We start from the raw sequence: 19,584 nt of genomic DNA, 5'->3' as shown, positions 1-19,584 counted from the left end.
CAATAGGGCGATGTCACGGACACCGACAGGAGAATCGGTCACTGCCCGCGTCGTGAGGGTTCTGTCCTCCTTCGACGCGGACACACCGTCCCTGTCGGTGTCCGACATCGCGCGTCGATCCGACCTCCCCGTCGCGACGGCGCACCGCATCGTCGGGGAACTCGTGAAGTACCGCCTCCTCGAACGCAACGACACCCGCATCAGCATCGGCGTGCGGATGTGGGAACTGGGCTCCCGCGGCTCGCACACCCTGAGCCTGCGTGAAGCCGCGATGCCGTTCATGGAGGACGTGAACGCCGCGATCAAGCAGCACACCCAGCTGGGCATCCTCGACGGCAACGAGGTGCTGTTCGTCGAACGGCTCTCCACCCGCGGGTCCGTCGTCAACGTCACCAAGATCGCCGGACGTCTTCCGGTGCACGCCTGCTCGTCCGGTCTGGTCCTGATGGCCAACGCGTCCCGCGACGTGCAGGACGAACTGCTGTCGCAGCCGCTCGAGCGCTACACCGACGCCACCGTCACCGATCCCGACCAGATGCGACGTCTCCTCGCCGAGGTGCGGCACCAGCATTTCGCGGTGGCCGCCGGTCTCATCACCCCGGGTGCCACGGGAGTCGCCGTGCCCGTGCGGGACACCGACGGCGGCCGGGTGATCGCCGCCTTGTCCGTCGTCATTCCGCACGATCAGGCCAACCCGCAGTCGGTGGTCGCGGCGCTGACGACGGCGTCGCGCGGCATTACCCGGGCGATGACGCGCGGATCGCGGCACTGACAGAAACTCTTTCCATCCATTGGAGTCGCGCTGTGACTCGGGTCTCGGGTCGGTCAGAGTGGTTGTCGCGAACACACCGCCACCGATCGCGCATCGCGAGCCGAAAGGCACTGCACACCAGCCCTTTCGCCGACGCCTGATCGAGTGCCGACTCTCCAGGGAAGGTCCACGTATGAGCTCGAAAACCGTCAAATGCGACCTGTTGGTCATCGGATCCGGGGCCGCAGGCATGGCCGCCGCACTCAAGGCGGCGAGCGAAGGGCACAGCGTCATCGTCGCCGAGAAGTCGCAGTGGCTCGGCGGCACCACCGCGATCTCGGGCGGCTGGGCGTGGGTGCCCGGCAACAAGCAGGGCGTCGCGCAGGGTGACACCCGTCAGGAGATCGAAACCTACATCCGCGCCCTCGCCAAGGACTGCTACAAGGCCGAGATGGTCGACACGTTCCTCGACGAGGTGCCCGAGGCCATCGACTGGCTCGAACGCGACACCGACGTCGAATTCGTCTATCCGGAAATGGCTCCGGACTACCAGATGGACGCGCCGGGCGCGAAACCGTCGGGACGCGCGATCTCGGGCAAGGTGGTCGACGCGCGCACGCTCGGCGAGAACCGGTTGCGGTTGCGCCCCTACCTCGACACCTACACCGTGTTCGGTTACATGCCGGAGGTCGGACCCGACATCGCCCAGTTCCTCCACGCCAACCAGTCGTGGAAATCGTTTGCCTACGTGTCGAAGAAGCTCCTCAAGACGTGGGCCGAGACGGTGCTCTGCCGCCGATCGTTCGACCGGACCAACGGCAATTCGCTGATGGTGCGGATGGTGTCGTCCGCCGCGAAGCTCGGCATCCGGATGTGGACCGAGACGCCGGTGACGAAGATTCTGCAGTCGGAGAACGGGGTCGTCACCGGGGCGGTGCTCGGGGGAGTGCACGCGGGAACGGTCGAGGCGCGGCTCGGCGTTGTCATCGCAGCCGGCGGCTACTCGTCGGATCCGGCGCTGCGAGCCGAGTACTGGGGTCATGATCCGCACGGGGACAACCACTTCACTCCCACGGTCGGGCACGACGGCGACAATGTGCGTCTGGCCGCGCCGCTCGGCGGGCACGTCGACACCGACGTCCACGAGCCGGCCGCGTGGGCCCCGGTGACGGTGTTCACCGGTCTGCGCGGGCAGCAGCGGATCTTCCCGCACCTGCGGGCATTCGGGCTCCCCGGTCTGATCGCCGTGAACCGCAAGGGCGAACGTTTCGCCAACGAGTCGAGTTCCTACCACGACTTCGGCATGGCGATGATTCAGGACAACGTCGGCCAGAACGAGACGTTCGGCTACATCATCGCCGACTCGAAAGCCATGAACAAGTACGGGATCGGTTACGCCAAGCCGTGGCCGATCCCACAGGGCTATTTCAAGAAGACCGGATTCCTCCACAAGGCCGGCACGGTCGAGGAACTCGCCCTCGAGATCGGTGTCGACGTCGCCGGGTTGAAGAAGACCCTCGCCGAGTTCAACGCGGGCGCCGCCAAGGGGGAGGACCCGAAGTTCAATCGCGGATCCAACTGGTTCCACCACTTCAAGGGCGACATGGAGCACCAGCCCAACCCGAACCTCGAGCCGCTCGACAAGGGGCCGTACTACGCCGCGAGATCGAGATGGGCGACCTCGGCGCCTACTCGGGTCTGGCCGTCGACCGGCACAGCCAGGTCCTCGACGACGACAACCAGCCGATCCCCGGACTCTTCGCCGCCGGTTCCGCGGCCGTCAGCATCTTCGGCGGCGGCTACCCGGGCTACGGCGCCAACATCGGGCCCGCCCTCGTCTTCGGATACACCATCGGCCGGGACGCCGAGATCCTCGCGTCGCTGCGGAGCGAATCCGTCGCGCCGACCGTTCTGGAAGAGGTCTGACATGCCGTTCTTCCTCGTCCGCTACACCTACACCGGCGACACGGCCGGCCGGGACGAGCACCGTCCCGAACACAAAAGCCACCTGCAGGCCGCCGCCGACCGCGGGCTGATCCTCGGGTCCGGACCGTTCGCGGCCGGAGAAGAACCCGGCGCGGCGATGATCTACGAGGCCGCAGGCAAGCAGGACGTCGTCGACGTCGTCGACGCCGACCCGTTCCGGACGCACGGGTTCGTCGCGTCGTACGACATCACCGAATGGATTCCGATGATCGGCCCGTGGGCCGTCGCAGCAGTGGGAGGTAGGTCATGACGGGTCGAGTCGCAGGGAAGGTCGCCGTCGTCACCGGGGCGAACGGCGACCTGGGCGGCGCGACCGCGCGGATGCTCGCACGAGAGGGCGCCCTGGTCGCGGCCCTCGACCTCAAAGTGCCGGATGCGCCGTGGGATTCGACGGCGATCACGTCGTTCGCCGTCGACGTTACCGACGAGGCCGGCGTCGCCGAGACCGTCGCAGCGGTGGTGGAGACGGTGGGTGTTCCCGACATCCTGGTCAACTGCGCCGGCATCATCGGGCGGCCCGCGCCGTCGCACGAGGCGTCGGTCGCCGAGTTCGACCAGATCTTCGACGTCAACGTCAAAGGTGTCTGGTTGACCACCAAGCACGTGGTGCCCCACATGATTGGCCGGAAGAAGGGCAGCATTGTGAACTTCTCGTCGATCCACGGGTTGACCGGAGGCTCCAACGTCCCGCTGTACCACGCGTCGAAAGGTGCCGTGCGGCTGCTCAGCAAGGCCGACGCCGTCACGTACGGGCCGCACGGCATTCGCGTCAACTCGATCCACCCCGGGTCGATGCGGACGGCGATGAGCCGGCGGTCGGCCGAGGGCAGCGCGATCGGATCGGAGGAGTACTACCGTCAACTCGTCTCGGGCAACCCCCTCCCGCGGCAGGGGGAGCCCGACGAGATCGCGTACGGGGTGCTCTACCTCGCCTCGGACGAGTCCGGCTTCACCACCGGCACCGAACTCGTCGTCGACGGTGGGTACACGGCGCACTGACTCGTTTGCCGCGCCCAATGTCACACTGGTTCAGTCCGACTGCACCGGTGTGACATTGGGCGAGCCCGTCAGTCGAAATGCCGCACCAGACGGCGATGCCGGTGGGCGAAGAACGCGCCCAGGACGCGGGCGAGCACCGGCGTCAGCGGCATCAGCGGCAGCCTCGGCTCGAACGTGATCCGGTCGTGGACGCCGGTGCTCCCGTCATCGAAAGGCCGCAGCGTCCGTTCGTGCTCCCACCGGCGCATGCTCAGCATCGTCGACTTCTCGTGGAACCGCCGGTACGGTTCGAGCTCGGCGATGGTCAGATCGTCGTAGTCGAACGGGACCAGCCCGAACAGCCGCAGCCACGCCCGACCGAGCGGTTCGCCGACCGGGACCGAGTCGATGGTGATCGACTCCCGGCCCCGCGGGATGCTCATCGTCATCCACGGACGCATTTCGTCGTTGATCCCCTCCGGGTCGACGACCCTCGCCCACACCTGTCCAATCGGTGCGCCGACGACGGAACTGCGTTCGATGATCACAGTCCCATCTTCGTTCGATCACCTGAGGGTGTGCAACGGCTTCGATTCCGTCCATCGACATCCGGTGCCGGGAGGTTCGGTCGCGGGTCGTCGTTCTCCCGCAACACGGCGTGCAGCAGGAACCACAGAGCGCTGGTGCCACGTTCGAGTGTCGCCTCCAGCAGATCCGCCTACCTCGGGAAGTAGCTGTACAGATTGGGGCAGTATGCCGCTGCTGCCGCCCCGATGTCGTCCAAACCCGGTGCTTCATAGCCATTTCTGCAGGTGGCCGGCCTCCCACCACCACAGGACCCCCATTCTTGCCGGCGATATCGCCCAGCAGCGGTGAGGTCGTAGACACAAGGGCACCGCTGGCGCGGCGAGCGGCAGGGTCTGCGCGGCTGGGTAATCGTGTGAACCCGTTCTGTCCGGTTCGTACTCAGTTCAGCCACTTCTGCGGCTGCATCGCCGAGGCCGTGTTCGCTCCCTCGTCGATGGCGACCGGCGCACCGATGCGTCGACATGGCGCTTGTCGGCGTCCGTGAGGTGGAGCCCGAAGAGGCGTCGTGATGGGCATCTTTTCTTCACCGTATTCTGCGGCGCTCTGTGGACCTCAATCATCATACAAAGATCGACACCAGCACCTGTTGAGATGGCAAGGTTCTGCCACCGGCTGCTCTTCACCTGCGCTTTGTTCCGAAATCGACCATTGATTTCTGACGTGAGCTTGACCACAGTGCAGACTTTGTCGTACATTTCTCTCATGTCGGAAACCACTCGCTCGAAGCAACGCCTCTCTGATGTCGTCGCTCAGACACTTCAGGACGAAATCCTGGGTCTTGCTGTCGGCGAGCGGCTTCCGACGGAGGCCGAACTGGCCGAGCGGTTCGAGGTCAGCCGGACGGTAGTCCGGGAGGCGACGCGACTGCTCGTTCAGCGTGGTCTGGTCACGGTGAGCCCGGGGCGGGGAATGGCCGTGGCTGCGGTGGACGGCAGCGTGATCGCCGAACAGTACGGCCTTCTGCTCCGGCTCAGTGAGGGCTCCTTCGAACAGCTGATGGAGCTCAGGCTCGTTCTGGAACTCGAGATGGCCGCTCTTGCTGCCGCTCGGCGCACCGACGACCACCTGGCCGAGCTGACGCGACTGAATGAGCGGTTGGAGGCGGCGGACCCGTCGACATCCGAGTTCCTGGACGCGGACCTGGCCTTTCACGAGCAGATCGCGCAGGCAAGCGGAAACCCCTTCTTCCTCCTGGTCATGAGGCCGGTCAACGACTACCTCAGTGACTCGTACAGCGCCGGCGCCGGGTACCCGTCCGAAGCCGGCCACACCGTCCAGGAACATCTCGAGATCGCCCAGGCGATCGCAGCAGGCGATCCAGCTCGGGCCCGGTTCGCCGCGGAGAACCACCTCCGCCGAATCGTGCGCCACCGGGCCACGCTGACGTCCTCGCGCCAGAGGGAATGACCGACACCACGCGCTGACGGGGCGGATCGCCCCCTCCCGCCTTACCTACACGTACTCGATCACTCTGCGAAGTGATCGTGGCGGCCAAACATGCCCCGAATCACCTTCCGGGGCGCTGCAGTGACCGCATATGCCTGCAGCACAACTCAACTCGTCCATTCTCGGTGACGCCGACGGGTGGTATACGCAGAAGGAACGACATGGCAATCGCACGGACCGCTTCGCAAAGGCGCGGAGTCGTAGTCGCCATCATTGGCGTGATTCTCCTGCTGACGGGCTGCTCGACAGCACCTTCGGATCGATCGGCAGTCGACCCGGCCGCACGGGAGGCGGCGGTGGAGAAAGCACGCGGTGGCGCGGCCGAACTCCTCGACGCAGGAATGCAGGACAACCAGTGGACGGGACCGGAAACCAGCCCGCCGCCCCGGCCAGGCCTCAGGATCACCCTCATCCCGGAGCAAATGGCCTCGACCGGGTCGAGTCGACCGGCGAAGGCCATCGAATCGGAGGTCAAGAAGCTCGGCTGGGTGCCGAAGATCTCCGACGGCCAGGGCAAGCCTGAGGTCCAGCTCAACGCGTTGAACACGGCTGTGGACGAGAAGGTCGATGCCGTCATCCTCATCTTCGTGGACACCACCCGCGTCCAGTCCGCGCTCCAGCGTGCCCTTGCGGCGGGCGTCAAGGTGGTCACCCTCGGATCACTGAAGAACACCCCCGACACGGTCCCGGATGTGTCCTTCGACTGGGTGCGTGCCGGAGAGTCCGTCGCGCAGTACGCGGTGTGGAAGAGCGACGGCGATCTCGGCATGCTGCAGATGCGCAACGCCGACCTGTACATCGTGGTCAACGGCCAGTACAAAGGCTCGCAGGACTACCTCGACACCCCGGAGAACTGCCCGGGATGCGACGTCGTCACCCAGGACTGGAGTCTGGCGACCTTCGAAGATCCGACGATCGGTCCCGCCGCGCAAGCGGTGGCCACCAGACTGGCGAACCCCCAGCTCAACTGGGTCTCCTGCTTCGACTCGTGCCTCTTCCGCGTCAGCAACGGCCTCAACCGCGCAGGGTTCACCGACTCCGTTTCCGGCGCCGGCTTCGATTGCAACCCGGAGAACCTGGACATCATTCGCGCCGGCGGCGTGCAGAAGGTGTGCTTCGCCGACCCGCGAGAATGGTTGGCCTACGCGGCAATCGACAACGTCAACCGCATGACCAACGGCCTACCCGCGTTCGACTTCACCGAATCCATCCCGGTCGCCTTGTTCGACAAGGACTCGCTGTCCCAGCTCCCGCCGGACCGGTCGGCCGAACTCGAAACCAAGGGATGGCAGGGCAACTTCGACTTCCGCGCGAAGTTCGAGCAGCTGTGGGGGATCGGATAACACATGGTCACCGACCGAGAAACGAGAACCGCAATGACATCGAACGACTCGTCACCGGGTGTCGAAATCATCGGACTGTCAAAGGAATTCGGAGTAAATCGGGTTCTGGACGATGTGAATCTGGAATTTCGGCCGGGCTCGATCCACGCCCTGCTCGGCGCGAACGGATCCGGGAAGTCGACCCTGATCAAGCTGCTCGCCGGATACCACACCCCGACAACCGGAAGTATCCGTGTGCACGGGGAGGAACTGGCACTGCCCGCCGACCCCACGGTGCTGCACGACGCCGGGGTGCGCTTCGTCCACCAGGACCTCGGTCTGATCGAATCGATGTCGATCGCCGACAACCTGGCACTGGCCCTCGGTTACGAAAGGCGCGCCGCCACCATCGACTGGCGCCGCCAGCGCGCGACCTCGATCGCCGACCTGGCCGCGGTCGGACTCGACGACCTCGACCCCCGCACCCTGGTCGGTGCGCTCGGGCCCGTCCAGCAAACCCTCGTCGCGATGGCCCGCGCCCTGCGAGGGTTGCAACCGGGGAAGGGTGTGCTCGTCCTGGACGAGCCCACGGCACGACTGCCCAACGCGCAGGTCGACGAACTACTCAGCCGCTGCCGGTTGCTGCGCGATCAGGGCATCGCCCTGATCTACGTCTCACACCGCCTCGACGAGGTGTTCGCGATGGCCGACCGGGTCTCGGTGCTGCGCGATGGCCGACTCGTCTTCGACGACGTCATCGCCGCCACCGACGACCAGCATCTGACGCAGATCATCACCGGCGGGGCCGCCGCGAGCGAGACCGCCGACATCCCGGCACCTGCCCGACGGGCCGTCGAACCGGGAACGGCGCCGAAACTGTCGTTGCGAGGGGTGTGCGGAACGTTCGTGCAGGATGTCGATCTCGACCTGCGGCCGGGGGAGGTGCTGGCGGTCACGGGTCTGGTCGGTTCCGGCCGCAGCGAACTCGGCCGACTGATCTTCGGGTCCCAGGCCGTCACCGCCGGCGAGGTCCGGTTGCACGGAAGGCAGCTGCACCGGATCTCGCCGAAGCTCAGCATCGAACGCGGCATCGGATACGTCCCCCAGGACCGCAAGCAGAGCGCGATCCCGTCCTTCACATTGGCGGACAACCTCTGCCTGGCGAGCCTTGACAAGCACATGAGCGGCGGCCGGTTGTCGAGCAGCAGCGAGCGGACGGTAACCGCGAGCGCGATCGAGCGCCTGGACGTACGCCCGGCCGACCCCGAACGTCTGCTCGGTGAGCTGTCCGGCGGAAACCAGCAGAAGATCGTCCTCGGCAAGTGGCTCGAACTCGACCTCGATGTCCTCATCCTGGACGAACCGACCTACGGCGTCGATGTCGGCGCCCGCAAGACGATCCTCGAGGCCGTCCTCGAACAGGTTGCCCGGCGTGAATTGTCGGTGCTGCTGCTGGACTCGGACATCGACTTGGTCGCCCGCTACGCCGACCGGGTGCTCGTGATGCGTCGTGGGCGTATCGCGACCGAGCTCGTCGGCGCACAGATCACCACCGAACGAATCGCCGCGGCGAGCTACGCGGTTCAGGACCTTTCCACGGCCTAGCGGCCATCATCGAATCTTGGAGTACACCATGACCGTTCAACGAGCGCCTGGTCGCCCGGCGGGAGCGTTCAAAAGGATTTTCACCGACTACGGAATCGTGATCGCCCTGATCGCGATCATCGGATTCTTCTCGGTGATGCGTCCCGATACCTTCCCGACCATCGCGAACTTCGGCTCGATCCTGCAGGCCAATGCGTCGATCATGTTCATCGCATTCGGGCTGATGCTCCCGCTGATCGTCGGTCACTTCGACCTGTCGGTCGCCGCCATGGCCGGGTTCGGTGGCGTCCTGGCCACCGGGCTGATGTCCAACGGCACCGTCTCACAGTGGCCACTGGCGGTGCTGATCGTCGTCGTCGTGGCCGTCGTCGTCGGGCTGATCAACGGATTCCTCGTCGCCTACCTGAACTTGAACGCACTTGTCGTCACCCTCGGCACGCAGTCCGTCCTCTTCGGTGCGATCCTGTGGTACTCGAAGGGCGCGGTCATCTACAGCGGTATCCCGCAGGCGTTCAAGGATCTGGGGCAGGGCCGCCCCCTGGGTATCCCGCTGCCGTTCATCTTCGCCGTCGCCGTCGGCATCGTGCTCTGGTACGTGCTGTACTTCCGTCCGGTGGGCCGACGGCTCTACGCCATCGGCGGCAGCCGGGACGCCGCACGGTTGACCGGCATCAAGGTCGACCAGCTCACCGTCGGCGCGTTCGTCGGCGGCGCGGTCCTCGCGGCAATCGGAGGTGTACTGCAGGTCGCCCAGGTCGGTTCGGCAGCACCGACGAGCGGCTCGGAATTCCTGCTCCCCGCCATCGCCGCCTGCTTCCTCGGTGAGACGTCGATCCGCCGCGGCTACTACAACGTCTGGGGAACCATGACCGCCGTCGTGCTCGTCGCTGCCGGCACCACCGGACTGTTCATGCTCGGCGCTCAAACCTGGGTGCAGCCGGTCTTCAACGGTGTCGTCCTGATCGGCGCGATCCTCGCGGCCAAGGTCGGCGTCCTCAAGACCCGGGCACGCAAAGCCCGCCCGCGCACCCCCACAGCCCCGCCCACGCCCACCGTGGCCACGGTGGGCGTGCACTAGAAACCGAGAAGGGAAACACCATGCGCGGATTGAACGGGAAAGTCGTGGCAGTGACCGGATCGGCCGGCGGCATCGGCGAGGCCGTGTGCGCCCGGTTGATCGACGAAGGCGCGAGCGTGTATGCGCTGGACCGAACGGCTTCACCGCTCGGCGAATCGACGATCGTCGACATCACCGATCCGTACGCGATGGCGCAAGTCGCCACCCGCATCGCCGAACGTGAAGGCCGCATCGACGGACTGGTCGCCGCCGCCGGCGTCGTCGAAGACGACATCGCCGCCGAGGAGATGACCCTCGACGAGTGGGATCGCACCCTCGGGGTGAACCTGCGGGGACTGTTCATCACGAACCAGGCCTTCGGTCGACGGATGCTGGAGCAGAAGTCCGGCGCCATCGTCAACATCTCCTCGATGAGCGGCAATCACGTGGTCAACGTCCCCCAGAAACAGTGCGCCTACAACGCCTCGAAGGCGGCGGTCACCGCGCTGACCAAGTCGTTGGCCTCCGAATGGGCCGACCGCGGCGTCCGCGTCAACGCCGTCTCCCCGGGCTACGTCGCCACACCGCTGCTCGCCCGGAAGGCGCACCAGTTCCGGCAATGGCTCGATGCCACCCCCCAGCAGCGGATGGCCGAACCCTCGGAGATCGCGGCCGCGGTGGCGTTCCTGCTCAGCGACGAGTCGGGCTACTTCTGCGGCAGCGAACTCGTCGCCGACGGCGGCTACAGCCTCCGCTGACCAACTACGGCACTCGCACTTCCACCACAATAGAAACGAAACGGATCTCGACACCATGAACCTCATCGATCAGCACGCAGCGGTCCTGCCCGCCGACGCGGCGAATGCCACCCTCGTCGGCCGGGTCCACGACGACGCCATCGGCGGCCCGTGCATCGTCACCCTGCGCTCGGGTGCGGTGGTCGACATCACCGACGCCTTCCCGACCATGACCGATCTCCTCGAATCACCGGACCCGGTCAAGGCCGTCCGCAGCGCGGTCGGCACCCGCTCCTGGCCCATCGCCGACGTCCTCGCCAGCTCCCTCGCCGCCCGCACCAGCGCCCCTTATCTGCTCGCACCGGTCGACCTGTCGGTGCTCAAGGCCGCCGGGGTGACGTTCGCGACGTCGCTGCTCGAACGGCTCATCGAGGAGCGCGCCGGCGGCGACCCCGAACAGGCCGACGCCATCCGCGGCGACTTCGAGCGGCTCATCGGCACGACCCTGTCCTCCATCGAACCCGGCAGCGAGGACGCGGCCCGGCTCAAGGAAGACCTCAAGGCTCGCGGCCAGTGGTCCCAGTACCTCGAGGTGGGGTTGGGACCGGACCCGGAGGTCTTCACCAAGGCGCCGGTCCTCTCGGCGGTCGGGTGCGGCTCCGAAATCGGTGTCGCGCAGGTCTCGTCGTGGAACAACCCGGAACCGGAGGTCGCCCTCGCGGTCACCTCCACCGGACGCATCGTGGGTGCGATGCTCGGCAACGACGTCAACCTCCGCGACGTCGAGGGCCGCTCGGCGCTGCTGCTGCCCAAGGCGAAGGACAACAACGCCTCGGCCTCGCTCGGACCGTTCATCAGGTTGCTCGACGAATCGTTCACCCTCGACGACGTCCGCGCCGCCGAGGTGCGCCTGCAGGTACTGGGGGAGGACGACGGCTTCGTTCTCGACGACGTGAGCTACATGCGCGAGATCTCCCGCGACATCAGCACCCTCGCCGAATACACCGTGGGCGACGCCCACCAGTACCCCGACGGGATCGTCCTCTACACCGGCACCCTGTTCTCTCCGACGCACGACCGCGGCGGCGAGGGCATGGGATTCACCCACCACATCGGCGACGTGGTGCGGATCTCGAGCCCGAAACTCGGCACTCTCGTCAACCGCGTCAACCACTCCGAGAAGGCGCAGCGCTGGGAGTTCGGGCTGCGGTCGTTCATCGCCAACCTGCACGGGCGCGGACTGGTCGGGAAGGTCGGTGCCTGAGATGCGGATGGTGATCACCGACCACAACTTCGCCGGCGAGGATTTCGAACGCGCCGCCGCGAAAGAACTCGACGCCGACTTCGCCACCTTCGCCGCCACCACCGAGACCGAGGCGATCGAGGCAGTCCGCGGCGCCGACGTAGCACTGGTCAACTTCGCCCCCATGACCGCCGCTGCGCTCGCCGCCATGAACCCGAACGGGGTCGTCGTCCGCTACGGAATCGGCTTCGACAACGTCGACCTCGACGCCGCCACCCGGCTGGGGGTGCGGGTGTGCAATGTGCCGGACTACGGCGCCGACACCGTCGCCGATCATGCCGTCACCCTCACGCTCATGCTCCTGCGCAAAGTTGCCCAGTTCGACCGCGCACTGGCCGCCGGCGGCTGGCCGTCCGCGACCGAACTCGCCCCGATCCGCTCGACCAGTGAGACGACGGTAGGTTTGCTCGGCACCGGACGTATCGCGCTTGCCGTCGCAAAAAGACTGCAGCCCTTCGGGTTCGATCTGATCGCCCACGACCCGTACGCGAACCCCGACGTCGCGGCCGACCACGGCATCACCCTCGTCGATCTCGACGAGCTGTTCCGACGGTCCCACGCGCTCTCGCTGCACGCCCCCGCCACCGCGGACACCCGCGGAATCGTCAACGCCGACAATCTCGCCAAGATGCCGTTCGGGTCGTTCCTGGTCAACACCTCACGTGGTGCCCTGGTCGAGCAGGACGCCGTGCTCGACGCACTCGATTCCGGCGCGCTGGCCGGGGTCGGACTCGACGTCTTCCATCCGGAACCTCTGGCCCCCGACCACCGGCTGCGCGCGCACCCGAACGCCGTCCTCACCCCGCACGCAGCGTTCTACTCCGAACAGTCGCTGCGCGATCTCCAGCGCCTCGCCGCCGAGGAGGCGTCCCGGGCGATCCGGGGCGAGCCGCTGCGATGCCCGCTGAACTGATCACCCCCGAGCGAAAGGCGCATGCCATGACGATCACCACACTGCACAACTACATCGACGGCGGGTGGGTCCCGAGCGAGACGACCTTCAAGGCGCTCAACCCGGCCGACGAGAAGGTCATCGCCGAGGTCCCCGCCTCGACCGCCACCGACGTCGACGCCGCCGTCACCGCGGCCCGCCGCGCCTTCGCCGACTGGCGACACGTCAACCCGACCGTGCGAGCCCGCTACCTTCACACCATCGGCGACATCGTCAAGACCCGCGAACGCGAACTCGCCGAAGCGATCACAACCGAGATGGGCAAGACCATCGGTGAGGCGACCGGCGAGGTCGACAAACTCGCCAAGGCGTTCCACTTCTACGCCGAGGAGGCCACACGGATCCACGGGGAAGTGATCCCCAACGACGTCGACGGCTTCGCCAGCATGGTCGTCCAGGAACCGATCGGCGTCATCGGGGCGATCACCCCGTGGAACTACCCGCTCGAACTGGTCGGGTGGAAGCTCTGCGCCGCACTCGCGGCCGGCTGCACGATCGTGATCAAGCCGTCGCAGTACGCCTCGCTGTCACCGGCACTGCTGTTCGCCTGCATCGACGAAGCAGGACTGCCGGCCGGCGTGGCGAACCTGGTCCTCGGTGGCGGCGAGACGGGCCCGGCCGTGGCCGGCCATCCCGGATTCGACAAGTTGGCGTTCACCGGATCGACGGCGACAGGCGGCAAGATCGCCCGCGGCGTGCCCGCCGCGAAACCCCTGACGATGGAATTGGGCGGCTCGTGCCCGATGATCGTCACCGACCGGGCGGACATCGACGCCGCCGTCGCCGGCGCCGCGCGCCGCGGGTTCCGCAACGCCGGACAGATCTGCATCGCCATCAACCGCATCTACGTGCACGAAACGGTGTACTCCGAGTTCGTCGACCGACTCACCGCGAAGGTGTCCGAGCTGACCGTCGGCAACGGCATGGACCCCACGGTCGACGTCGGACCGATGGCGACTCGCGCCGGCCTCGACGTCGTCGACCAGCACGTGCGCGACGCCATCGCCCGCGGTGCCACCGTCACCACCGGCGGCACGCGGATCGAGACGCTCGCGCCCGGGAACTTCTATCAGCCGACGGTCATCGCCGGCTGCAACCCGGACATGCTCGTGATGCACGAGGAGACATTCGGTCCCGTCGTCGGCGTCATGCCCTTCAGCGACCTGAGGAACGCGGTGGACCTCGCCAACGGCACCGAGGCGGGTCTCGCGGCCTACGTCTACACCGGTGATCTCGCGCAGGCCCACGACCTCGGCCGGCTCCTCGATTTCGGCAATGTCGCCGTCAACAATGTCGACGCCGGAATCATGAACGCCCCCTACGGCGGCCGCAAGGGCAGCGGCTTCGGCGTCGAGCACGGCAAGGCCGGGTTGGAGGGGTATCTGCAGTACAAGCACCTCCGCATCCAGTACGGGACACGGTAATGACCACCGCCGCGCGAGTGCACCTCGGCGTCGACATCGGGACCTCGTCCTGCAAGGTCGTCGCCGTGGACCACACCGGGGCGGTGATGACCACCGCCGTGCGTGAGTACCCGCTGTTCTCCGACCGTCACGGCTGGTCCGAACAGGACCCGCACGACTGGTGGGCGGCCACCGATGCCTGCATTCGAGAGGTCACCGCACAGCTGCCCCGCCGCGGTGACGAGATCGTCGCCATCGGATTGAGCGGGCAGATGCACGGCCTGGTAGCCCTCGACGACACCGGCACGGTCATCCGGCGCGCCATCCTCTGGAACGACCAGCGGTGCGAAGCCGAATGCGTCGCGATCACCGACACCGTGGGTGGCCCCCACGCGGTCCTCGACGCCACCGCCAACCGGCTCATCACCGGATTCACCGCAGGCAAGGTTGCCTGGCTACGCGACCACGAACCCGAGTCCTTCGCGCGGACCCACCGGATCCTCAACCCGAAGGACTACCTGCGCTGGCGGATGAACGGACAGTTCGTCACCGAGGTGTCCGAGGCATCCGGAACAGGTCTGTTCGACGTCGCCAACCGCACGTGGTCCCCGGCGATGCTCGCGGCGGTCGGGGTGTGCGAGTCGATGCTCCCCGAGGTCGTCGAGTCCCCCGAACCCACCGGCACCCTGCTCCCGGACATCGCCCACGCCTGGAACCTGCGAGAGGACGTCCAGGTCTACGGCGGAGGCGGGGACGCGGTCGTCCAAACGGCCTCGATGGGCATCGCCCGGCCCGGCGACATCGGAGTCACCCTCGGCACAGCCGGCATCGTCGCCGCGGTCTCCCAATCGTGCCCGGACAACGTCACCGGCGCCGTGCAGGTGTCCTGCTACAACCAGCCCGGCTACTGGCACATCATGGGAGTGTCCCTGTCCGCCGCCGGGGGACTGCAATGGCTCGCCGACGTTGTCCACCAACTACCGGGAGCACAGGACGTCAGCTTCACCGAACTCATCGACCTGGCCAAAAAGGTGCCCGTCGGCGCCGACGGCCTGCTGTTCCTGCCGTATCTGGCCGGCGAGCGATCCCCGCACTACGCCCCCTCCGCGAGCGGGGCCATGGTCGGGCTGACCCGCATGCACGGGCTCGGGCATCTCGTGCGTGCCGTGATCGAGGGCGCGCTGCTCAACATGCGTCAGATCCTCGAATCATTCACCGAGCTGGGGATACCGTGCGACCGGATCATCGCCTCCGGCGGCGCCACCCGCGACGGCTTCTGGCTGCAGACGATGGCCGACGTGTTCGACACCGAGGTCGTTACCATGACCGGCAGCAGCGAAGGCGGCGCGTACGGTGCCGCGATCGTCGCCGGGGTCGGGGCAGGCACCTGGGAATCCTTCGACGACGCCTACGGGCACCTGGAGGTGTCCTCGCGACATCTCCCCGGTCCCACCGAAGCCACCCGCTACACCCGGATCTTCGAGGGTTACCGAAACCTGTTCGGGCACTTCACCGACGTGTTCTCCGACATCGACATCGCAAGGAAGACATGAGCACCACGCAGACGAAATTCACGGCAGTCGTCTTCGATCTCGACGGCACCCTGGTCGACAGCAGCGAGGACATCGCCGCGGCCATGAACGAGGCACTGTCCTCTCACGGTGATCACCGGGTCACCGTCCGGCAGGTCGCCGACGCACTCGGCGGCGGCCCCCGCGCACTCGTCGAACAGTGCCTGCGGGTCGCCGGACTGCCCGTCACCGCACCGATCGTCGACGACGTCCTGGCGACCTACTCCGAGCGCTACCGCGCGAACCCGGCGAGAAAGACCCGCCTGATCGACACCGCCGCCGCAGTGCTCTCCGAGCTGGACGCCCGGGGCATCCAGCTCGGAATATGCACAAACAAGCGGACACCGATCGCCCACGCGGTCCTCGATGCACTGGGGCTCGGGAAGATCATCGGGGCGGTCATAGGTTCCGACGCCACCGACGGGCCCAAGCCCGATCCCCGGCATCTCACCGACACCATCGCCGCCCTCGGCGCCCCCTCGACAGTGCTCTACGTCGGTGACACCGACATCGACCGCGACACCGCGGCGGCCGCAGGCATCCGCTATGCCCATGTGAGCTGGGGACACCCCGATATCGAGGCCGACTTCCGGCTCGACTCGTTCGACGACCTGCTCGCCCTCATCTGACCCACCCGAAAGGAACTCCTCCACATGTACACGACCGAAACCCCCCAGGACGCGGCGAAATACGCCGTCGGCCGGGCCGCGGTGGAGCGCTACGCGCACGACGGCGCCCAACTCGGACTCGGCTCCGGAACGACGTCCGCGTGGTTCGTGCGCGCCCTCGGCGAGAAGGTCGCCGACGGCCTCGACGTCGTCGGTGTCCCCACCTCCACCGCAACCCGCGACCTGGCCCTGTCGGTCGGTATCACCCTCGTCGATCTCAACGACCTCGACCGCCCACTCGATGTGACGCTGGACGGACCCGACGAGGTCGACCACGACGGCGACATGATCAAGGGTGGCGGCGCCTGCCTGCTGTGGGAGCGCATGGTCGCCGAGGCCTCGTCGAAGATGGTGTGCATCGCAGACGACACCAAACTGGTCGAGCAACTCGGCTCCTTCCCACTTCCGATCGAGGTCATCCCGTTCGGGTGGAAGGCGACTCGGCGATCGATCTCCGCGCTGCTGACCGACCTCGGTTACACCGATGTCAAGATCATTCAGCGACACCGGAACGGGCAGCCTGTCGTCACCGACAGCGGCAACTTCATCCTCGACGCCCACATGGTCGCGATCACCGACAAAGCCCTGCTCGACACGAACCTCAACTGGATCGCCGGCGTCGTGGAGAACGGGCTGTTCACCGGAATCGCCCACGAAATCCTCATCGCTTCCCCGGACGGGGCGGCGAAACTCATCGAACTGCCGCACCGGAATGCCGCCAGGATCCCGGAGTGGCGCAAATGAGAGGAACCGATACAGACATGGACCTGGACAACGTGCTGGGACAGGCGGCAGCCGCCACGGCCGAGTTTGCCCGTCAGACCCCACAGCAGCGGTACGCGCAACTGGTAGAAATCGCGGACCGTCTCGACGCCGCAGCCGACGAGCTGGTACCGGTCGCGATGGAAGAAACGCACCTCCCGGAGCCCCGCCTGCGGGGAGAGCTCGCCCGGACCACGATGCAATTGCGCCTGTTCGCCGAACAAGCACAGACCGGCGAGTTCCTCGACGCCCGCATCGACGACCCCGATCCGGACTTCGGTTCCGGACCCAGGCCGAACCTCCGCCGCATGCGGATCCCGATCGGCGTCGTCCTCAACTTCGCCGCGAGCAACTTCCCATTCGCCTTCTCGGTTGCGGGAGGCGATACCGCGTCGGCGCTGGCCGCCGGGTGCCCGGTGGTCGTGAAAGCCCACGAAGGGCACCCGAAACTCAGTGAGCTCACCGGAAGACTCGTCTCCGCAGCACTCGACGCCGCCGGAGCCCCGGCCGGAGCCTTCCACGTCATCGAGGGCCGTGACGCCGGCATCGACGCGCTCCGCGACGAACGCGTCGACGCGGCAACCTTCACCGGATCGGTGCGCGGAGGATTGTTCCTGGCCGGCATCGCGGCCGACCGACCGCGACCCATCCCGTTCTACGGAGAACTGGGAAGCATCAACCCGGTGTTCGTCAGCCAGGCCGCAATCGACGAGCGTGGACACGCGATCGCCGAGGGCTTCGTGGACTCCTTCACCCTCGGCAACGGCCAGTTCTGCACCAAGCCGGGCATCGTATTCCTGCCCGCAGACCACGGCCTGGAGGATATCCTCACCGAGCGGATCGGCGGAAAACGCACCGGCGCACTACTTACCGACTCCATCACCTCCGGCTTTGCCGACCGGCTCCAGGAGATCGGCGACCAGATCGGCGGACGGATGCTCGTCGAACCGACAACGGTCGACGGCTGCCATCAGCCTGCACTCCTGTCCATCGACTACCCCACCTTCGTCGAGCACGCGGACAACGTACTCACCGAGGCCTTCGGCCCGTTCTCGATAATCGTCGAGTACACCGACGTCAAGCAGCTCACCGACGCCGCCAGTCGCCTGCACGGCTCGCTCACCATCACCCTGCACGCAGAAGAAGCCGACGCGGACACACTCGCCGACCTCCTCCGCCTGGCCGAAACACGAACCGGGCGAATCCTCCTCAACGAGTGGCCGACCGGAGTATCGGTCACACCCGCACAGCACCACGGCGGACCCTTCCCCTCGACGACATCACCATTGCACACCGCGGTCGGAACCGCAGCCGTCGAGCGATTCCTCCGGCCCGTCGCCTTCCAGAACTACTTCGACTCCTGGCTCCCCGAGCCACTGCAGGACGCCAACCCCTGGAGCATTCCCCAAAAACGTTCGCCGGCCGGGCAATCGCAGCTCTGGGGGCGGAGCTGACCCTCTGAAATAGCCGCACGAAAAGTGCGCTGCGGGTACTTTCACCCGTGTCGCACCACGCCCGCAACGGTGCACTGCGGACGGAGCCAAGAAGCCAGGGCACGCGGTGTTGTAGCGCTACAACGCAGTATCGCTACAACACCGCGCTCGGCCACGGACCGCCCTCCTGCCACCACCACACCCACGGAGAACGCATGCCAGCGAACGACCCCATCACCCGCCCGACGTCACTGTCGATGACCGTGCTGATGACCCCGGACATGGCCAACTTCTCCGGCAACGTCCACGGCGGCAGCCTGCTCAAACTGCTCGACCAGGTCGCCTACAGCTGCGCGAGTCGCTACGCCGGCACCTACGTCGTCACCCTGTCCGTCGACCGCGTCCACTTCCGCGACACCATCCATGTCGGAGAACTGGTCACCTTCTCCGCATCGGTGAACTACACCGGACGCACCTCGATGGAAATCGGTATCCGGGTCGACACCGAGAACATCCAGGAAGGAACCAGCCGCCACACCAACAGCTCATACTTCACCATGGTCGCCGTCGACTCCGACGGCAAACCCGTGACCATTGCACCCCGCCCTCTACACACCGACCTCGACACACAGCGATTCGAGTCAGCTCGGCAGCGGCGCCGAGCCCAACGCGACGCCTTCGCCAGCCCCCACGGCATCGCACCGTCCGTCACGACGTGAGTAAGACGTCGAAAGCAGCAACATTTCCCACGCCGGTCACCGTGCTTTCTCCCGGAGGGCGAGCAATTTTCTTCAGTCAGGTTGAGGAAGAATGATCTGGCCATCCCTGCGATTGACATCGCACCCCACACGGTCTGCATCAAATCTAATTGGATCTCGCGTCCGGCGACCTCTTTTCCGTCGGTCGGTCTCCGATCGGGCGGACCAGGTTCCTCTACTGGATGTCGTCGCAGATCGTTGGTCGTCCGCCCTACGTGCTTTCGCGGTTCTTCACGGTCATACAGGCGAACACCAGTGCATGGG

Annotated in this window: 17 protein-coding genes and 1 pseudogene; 17 read left to right on the top strand and 1 reads right to left on the bottom strand. The window is 66.5% G+C overall.

Annotated elements, in window-relative coordinates; all coding sequences use genetic code 11:
- The first annotated feature begins 10 nt into the window (after window positions 1-10).
- From RHA1_RS14195 to RHA1_RS14180, 4 genes and pseudogenes are all read left to right on the top strand, one after another.
- Complete coding sequence (locus RHA1_RS14195; RefSeq protein ID WP_011595593.1) at window positions 11-772, top strand: IclR family transcriptional regulator; 762 nt, start codon at window positions 11-13, stop codon at window positions 770-772.
- Window positions 773-944: 172 nt separating this feature from the next.
- A pseudogene (chcC2, locus tag RHA1_RS14190) lies at window positions 945-2,677 on the top strand (4-oxocyclohex-2-ene-1-carboxylate 5-dehydrogenase).
- 1 nt (window position 2,678) lies between these two features.
- Window positions 2,679-2,987: a YciI family protein gene (locus tag RHA1_RS14185; RefSeq protein WP_029539057.1), complete on the top strand. Its 309-nt coding sequence runs from the start codon at window positions 2,679-2,681 to the stop codon at window positions 2,985-2,987.
- Complete coding sequence (locus RHA1_RS14180) at window positions 2,984-3,736, top strand: SDR family NAD(P)-dependent oxidoreductase (protein ID WP_011595591.1); 753 nt, start codon at window positions 2,984-2,986, stop codon at window positions 3,734-3,736. The genes RHA1_RS14185 and RHA1_RS14180 overlap by 4 nt, the downstream gene beginning before the upstream one ends.
- Before the next feature lie 68 nt (window positions 3,737-3,804).
- On the opposite strand, the gene RHA1_RS14175 is transcribed toward RHA1_RS14180, so the two are convergent.
- Window positions 3,805-4,263, bottom strand: a complete 459-nt coding sequence (locus tag RHA1_RS14175; protein ID WP_011595590.1) for an Rv1443c family protein — start codon at window positions 4,261-4,263, stop codon at window positions 3,805-3,807.
- A 742-nt stretch (window positions 4,264-5,005) separates the two neighbouring features.
- Between RHA1_RS14175 and RHA1_RS14170 the strand changes: the two genes are divergently transcribed.
- The 13 genes from RHA1_RS14170 to RHA1_RS14110 all read left to right on the top strand — a co-directional run bounded on the left by RHA1_RS14170 (window position 5,006) and on the right by RHA1_RS14110 (window position 19,281).
- The gene (locus RHA1_RS14170) at window positions 5,006-5,710 is read left to right on the top strand and encodes a FadR/GntR family transcriptional regulator (protein WP_050787482.1); all 705 of its coding nucleotides are present in this window, start codon (window positions 5,006-5,008) and stop codon (window positions 5,708-5,710) included.
- A gap of 335 nt (window positions 5,711-6,045) precedes the next feature.
- Window positions 6,046-7,092, top strand: coding sequence for a sugar ABC transporter substrate-binding protein (locus RHA1_RS14165; RefSeq protein WP_237726885.1), 1,047 nt, complete (start codon window positions 6,046-6,048; stop codon window positions 7,090-7,092).
- Window positions 7,093-7,125: 33 nt separating this feature from the next.
- Complete coding sequence (locus RHA1_RS14160; RefSeq protein WP_237726884.1) at window positions 7,126-8,676, top strand: sugar ABC transporter ATP-binding protein; 1,551 nt, start codon at window positions 7,126-7,128, stop codon at window positions 8,674-8,676.
- Between the two features lie 28 nt (window positions 8,677-8,704).
- A complete protein-coding gene (locus RHA1_RS14155; protein WP_011595585.1) occupies window positions 8,705-9,754 on the top strand; it encodes an ABC transporter permease in 1,050 nt (349 codons plus the stop codon).
- 20 nt (window positions 9,755-9,774) lie between these two features.
- Window positions 9,775-10,491, top strand: a complete 717-nt coding sequence (locus RHA1_RS14150) for an SDR family NAD(P)-dependent oxidoreductase (RefSeq protein ID WP_011595584.1) — start codon at window positions 9,775-9,777, stop codon at window positions 10,489-10,491.
- Between the two features lie 55 nt (window positions 10,492-10,546).
- Window positions 10,547-11,734, top strand: a complete 1,188-nt coding sequence (locus tag RHA1_RS14145; RefSeq protein WP_005243473.1) for a fumarylacetoacetate hydrolase family protein — start codon at window positions 10,547-10,549, stop codon at window positions 11,732-11,734.
- Window position 11,735: 1 nt separating this feature from the next.
- Entirely contained in the window at window positions 11,736-12,686 is a 951-nt protein-coding gene (locus RHA1_RS14140; RefSeq protein ID WP_011595583.1) for a C-terminal binding protein, read from the top strand.
- Between the two features lie 26 nt (window positions 12,687-12,712).
- Entirely contained in the window at window positions 12,713-14,149 is a 1,437-nt protein-coding gene (locus RHA1_RS14135; protein WP_237726883.1) for an aldehyde dehydrogenase family protein, read from the top strand.
- Window positions 14,149-15,681 carry a xylulokinase gene (gene xylB, locus RHA1_RS14130; RefSeq protein WP_011595581.1) on the top strand — a complete coding sequence of 511 codons (1,533 nt, stop codon included), beginning with the start codon at window positions 14,149-14,151 and terminating at the stop codon, window positions 15,679-15,681. The genes RHA1_RS14135 and xylB overlap by 1 nt, the downstream gene beginning before the upstream one ends.
- Window positions 15,678-16,328: an HAD family hydrolase gene (locus RHA1_RS14125; RefSeq protein ID WP_011595580.1), complete on the top strand. Its 651-nt coding sequence runs from the start codon at window positions 15,678-15,680 to the stop codon at window positions 16,326-16,328. Before xylB ends, RHA1_RS14125 begins: the two co-directional genes overlap by 4 nt.
- Before the next feature lie 24 nt (window positions 16,329-16,352).
- Entirely contained in the window at window positions 16,353-17,111 is a 759-nt protein-coding gene (rpiA, locus tag RHA1_RS14120) for a ribose-5-phosphate isomerase RpiA (RefSeq protein ID WP_011595579.1), read from the top strand.
- Between the two features lie 17 nt (window positions 17,112-17,128).
- A complete protein-coding gene (locus RHA1_RS14115; protein WP_148228386.1) occupies window positions 17,129-18,583 on the top strand; it encodes an aldehyde dehydrogenase (NADP(+)) in 1,455 nt (484 codons plus the stop codon).
- A 194-nt stretch (window positions 18,584-18,777) separates the two neighbouring features.
- Window positions 18,778-19,281, top strand: coding sequence for an acyl-CoA thioesterase (locus RHA1_RS14110; protein ID WP_011595577.1), 504 nt, complete (start codon window positions 18,778-18,780; stop codon window positions 19,279-19,281).
- The last annotated feature ends 303 nt before the right edge of the window (window positions 19,282-19,584 follow it).

This window comes from Rhodococcus jostii RHA1, assembly GCF_000014565.1.
GTDB lineage: Bacteria > Actinomycetota > Actinomycetes > Mycobacteriales > Mycobacteriaceae > Rhodococcus_F > Rhodococcus_F jostii_A.
Note: the sequence above shows the minus strand (reverse complement) of the source record. Positions and strands in the feature narration are given on the sequence as shown.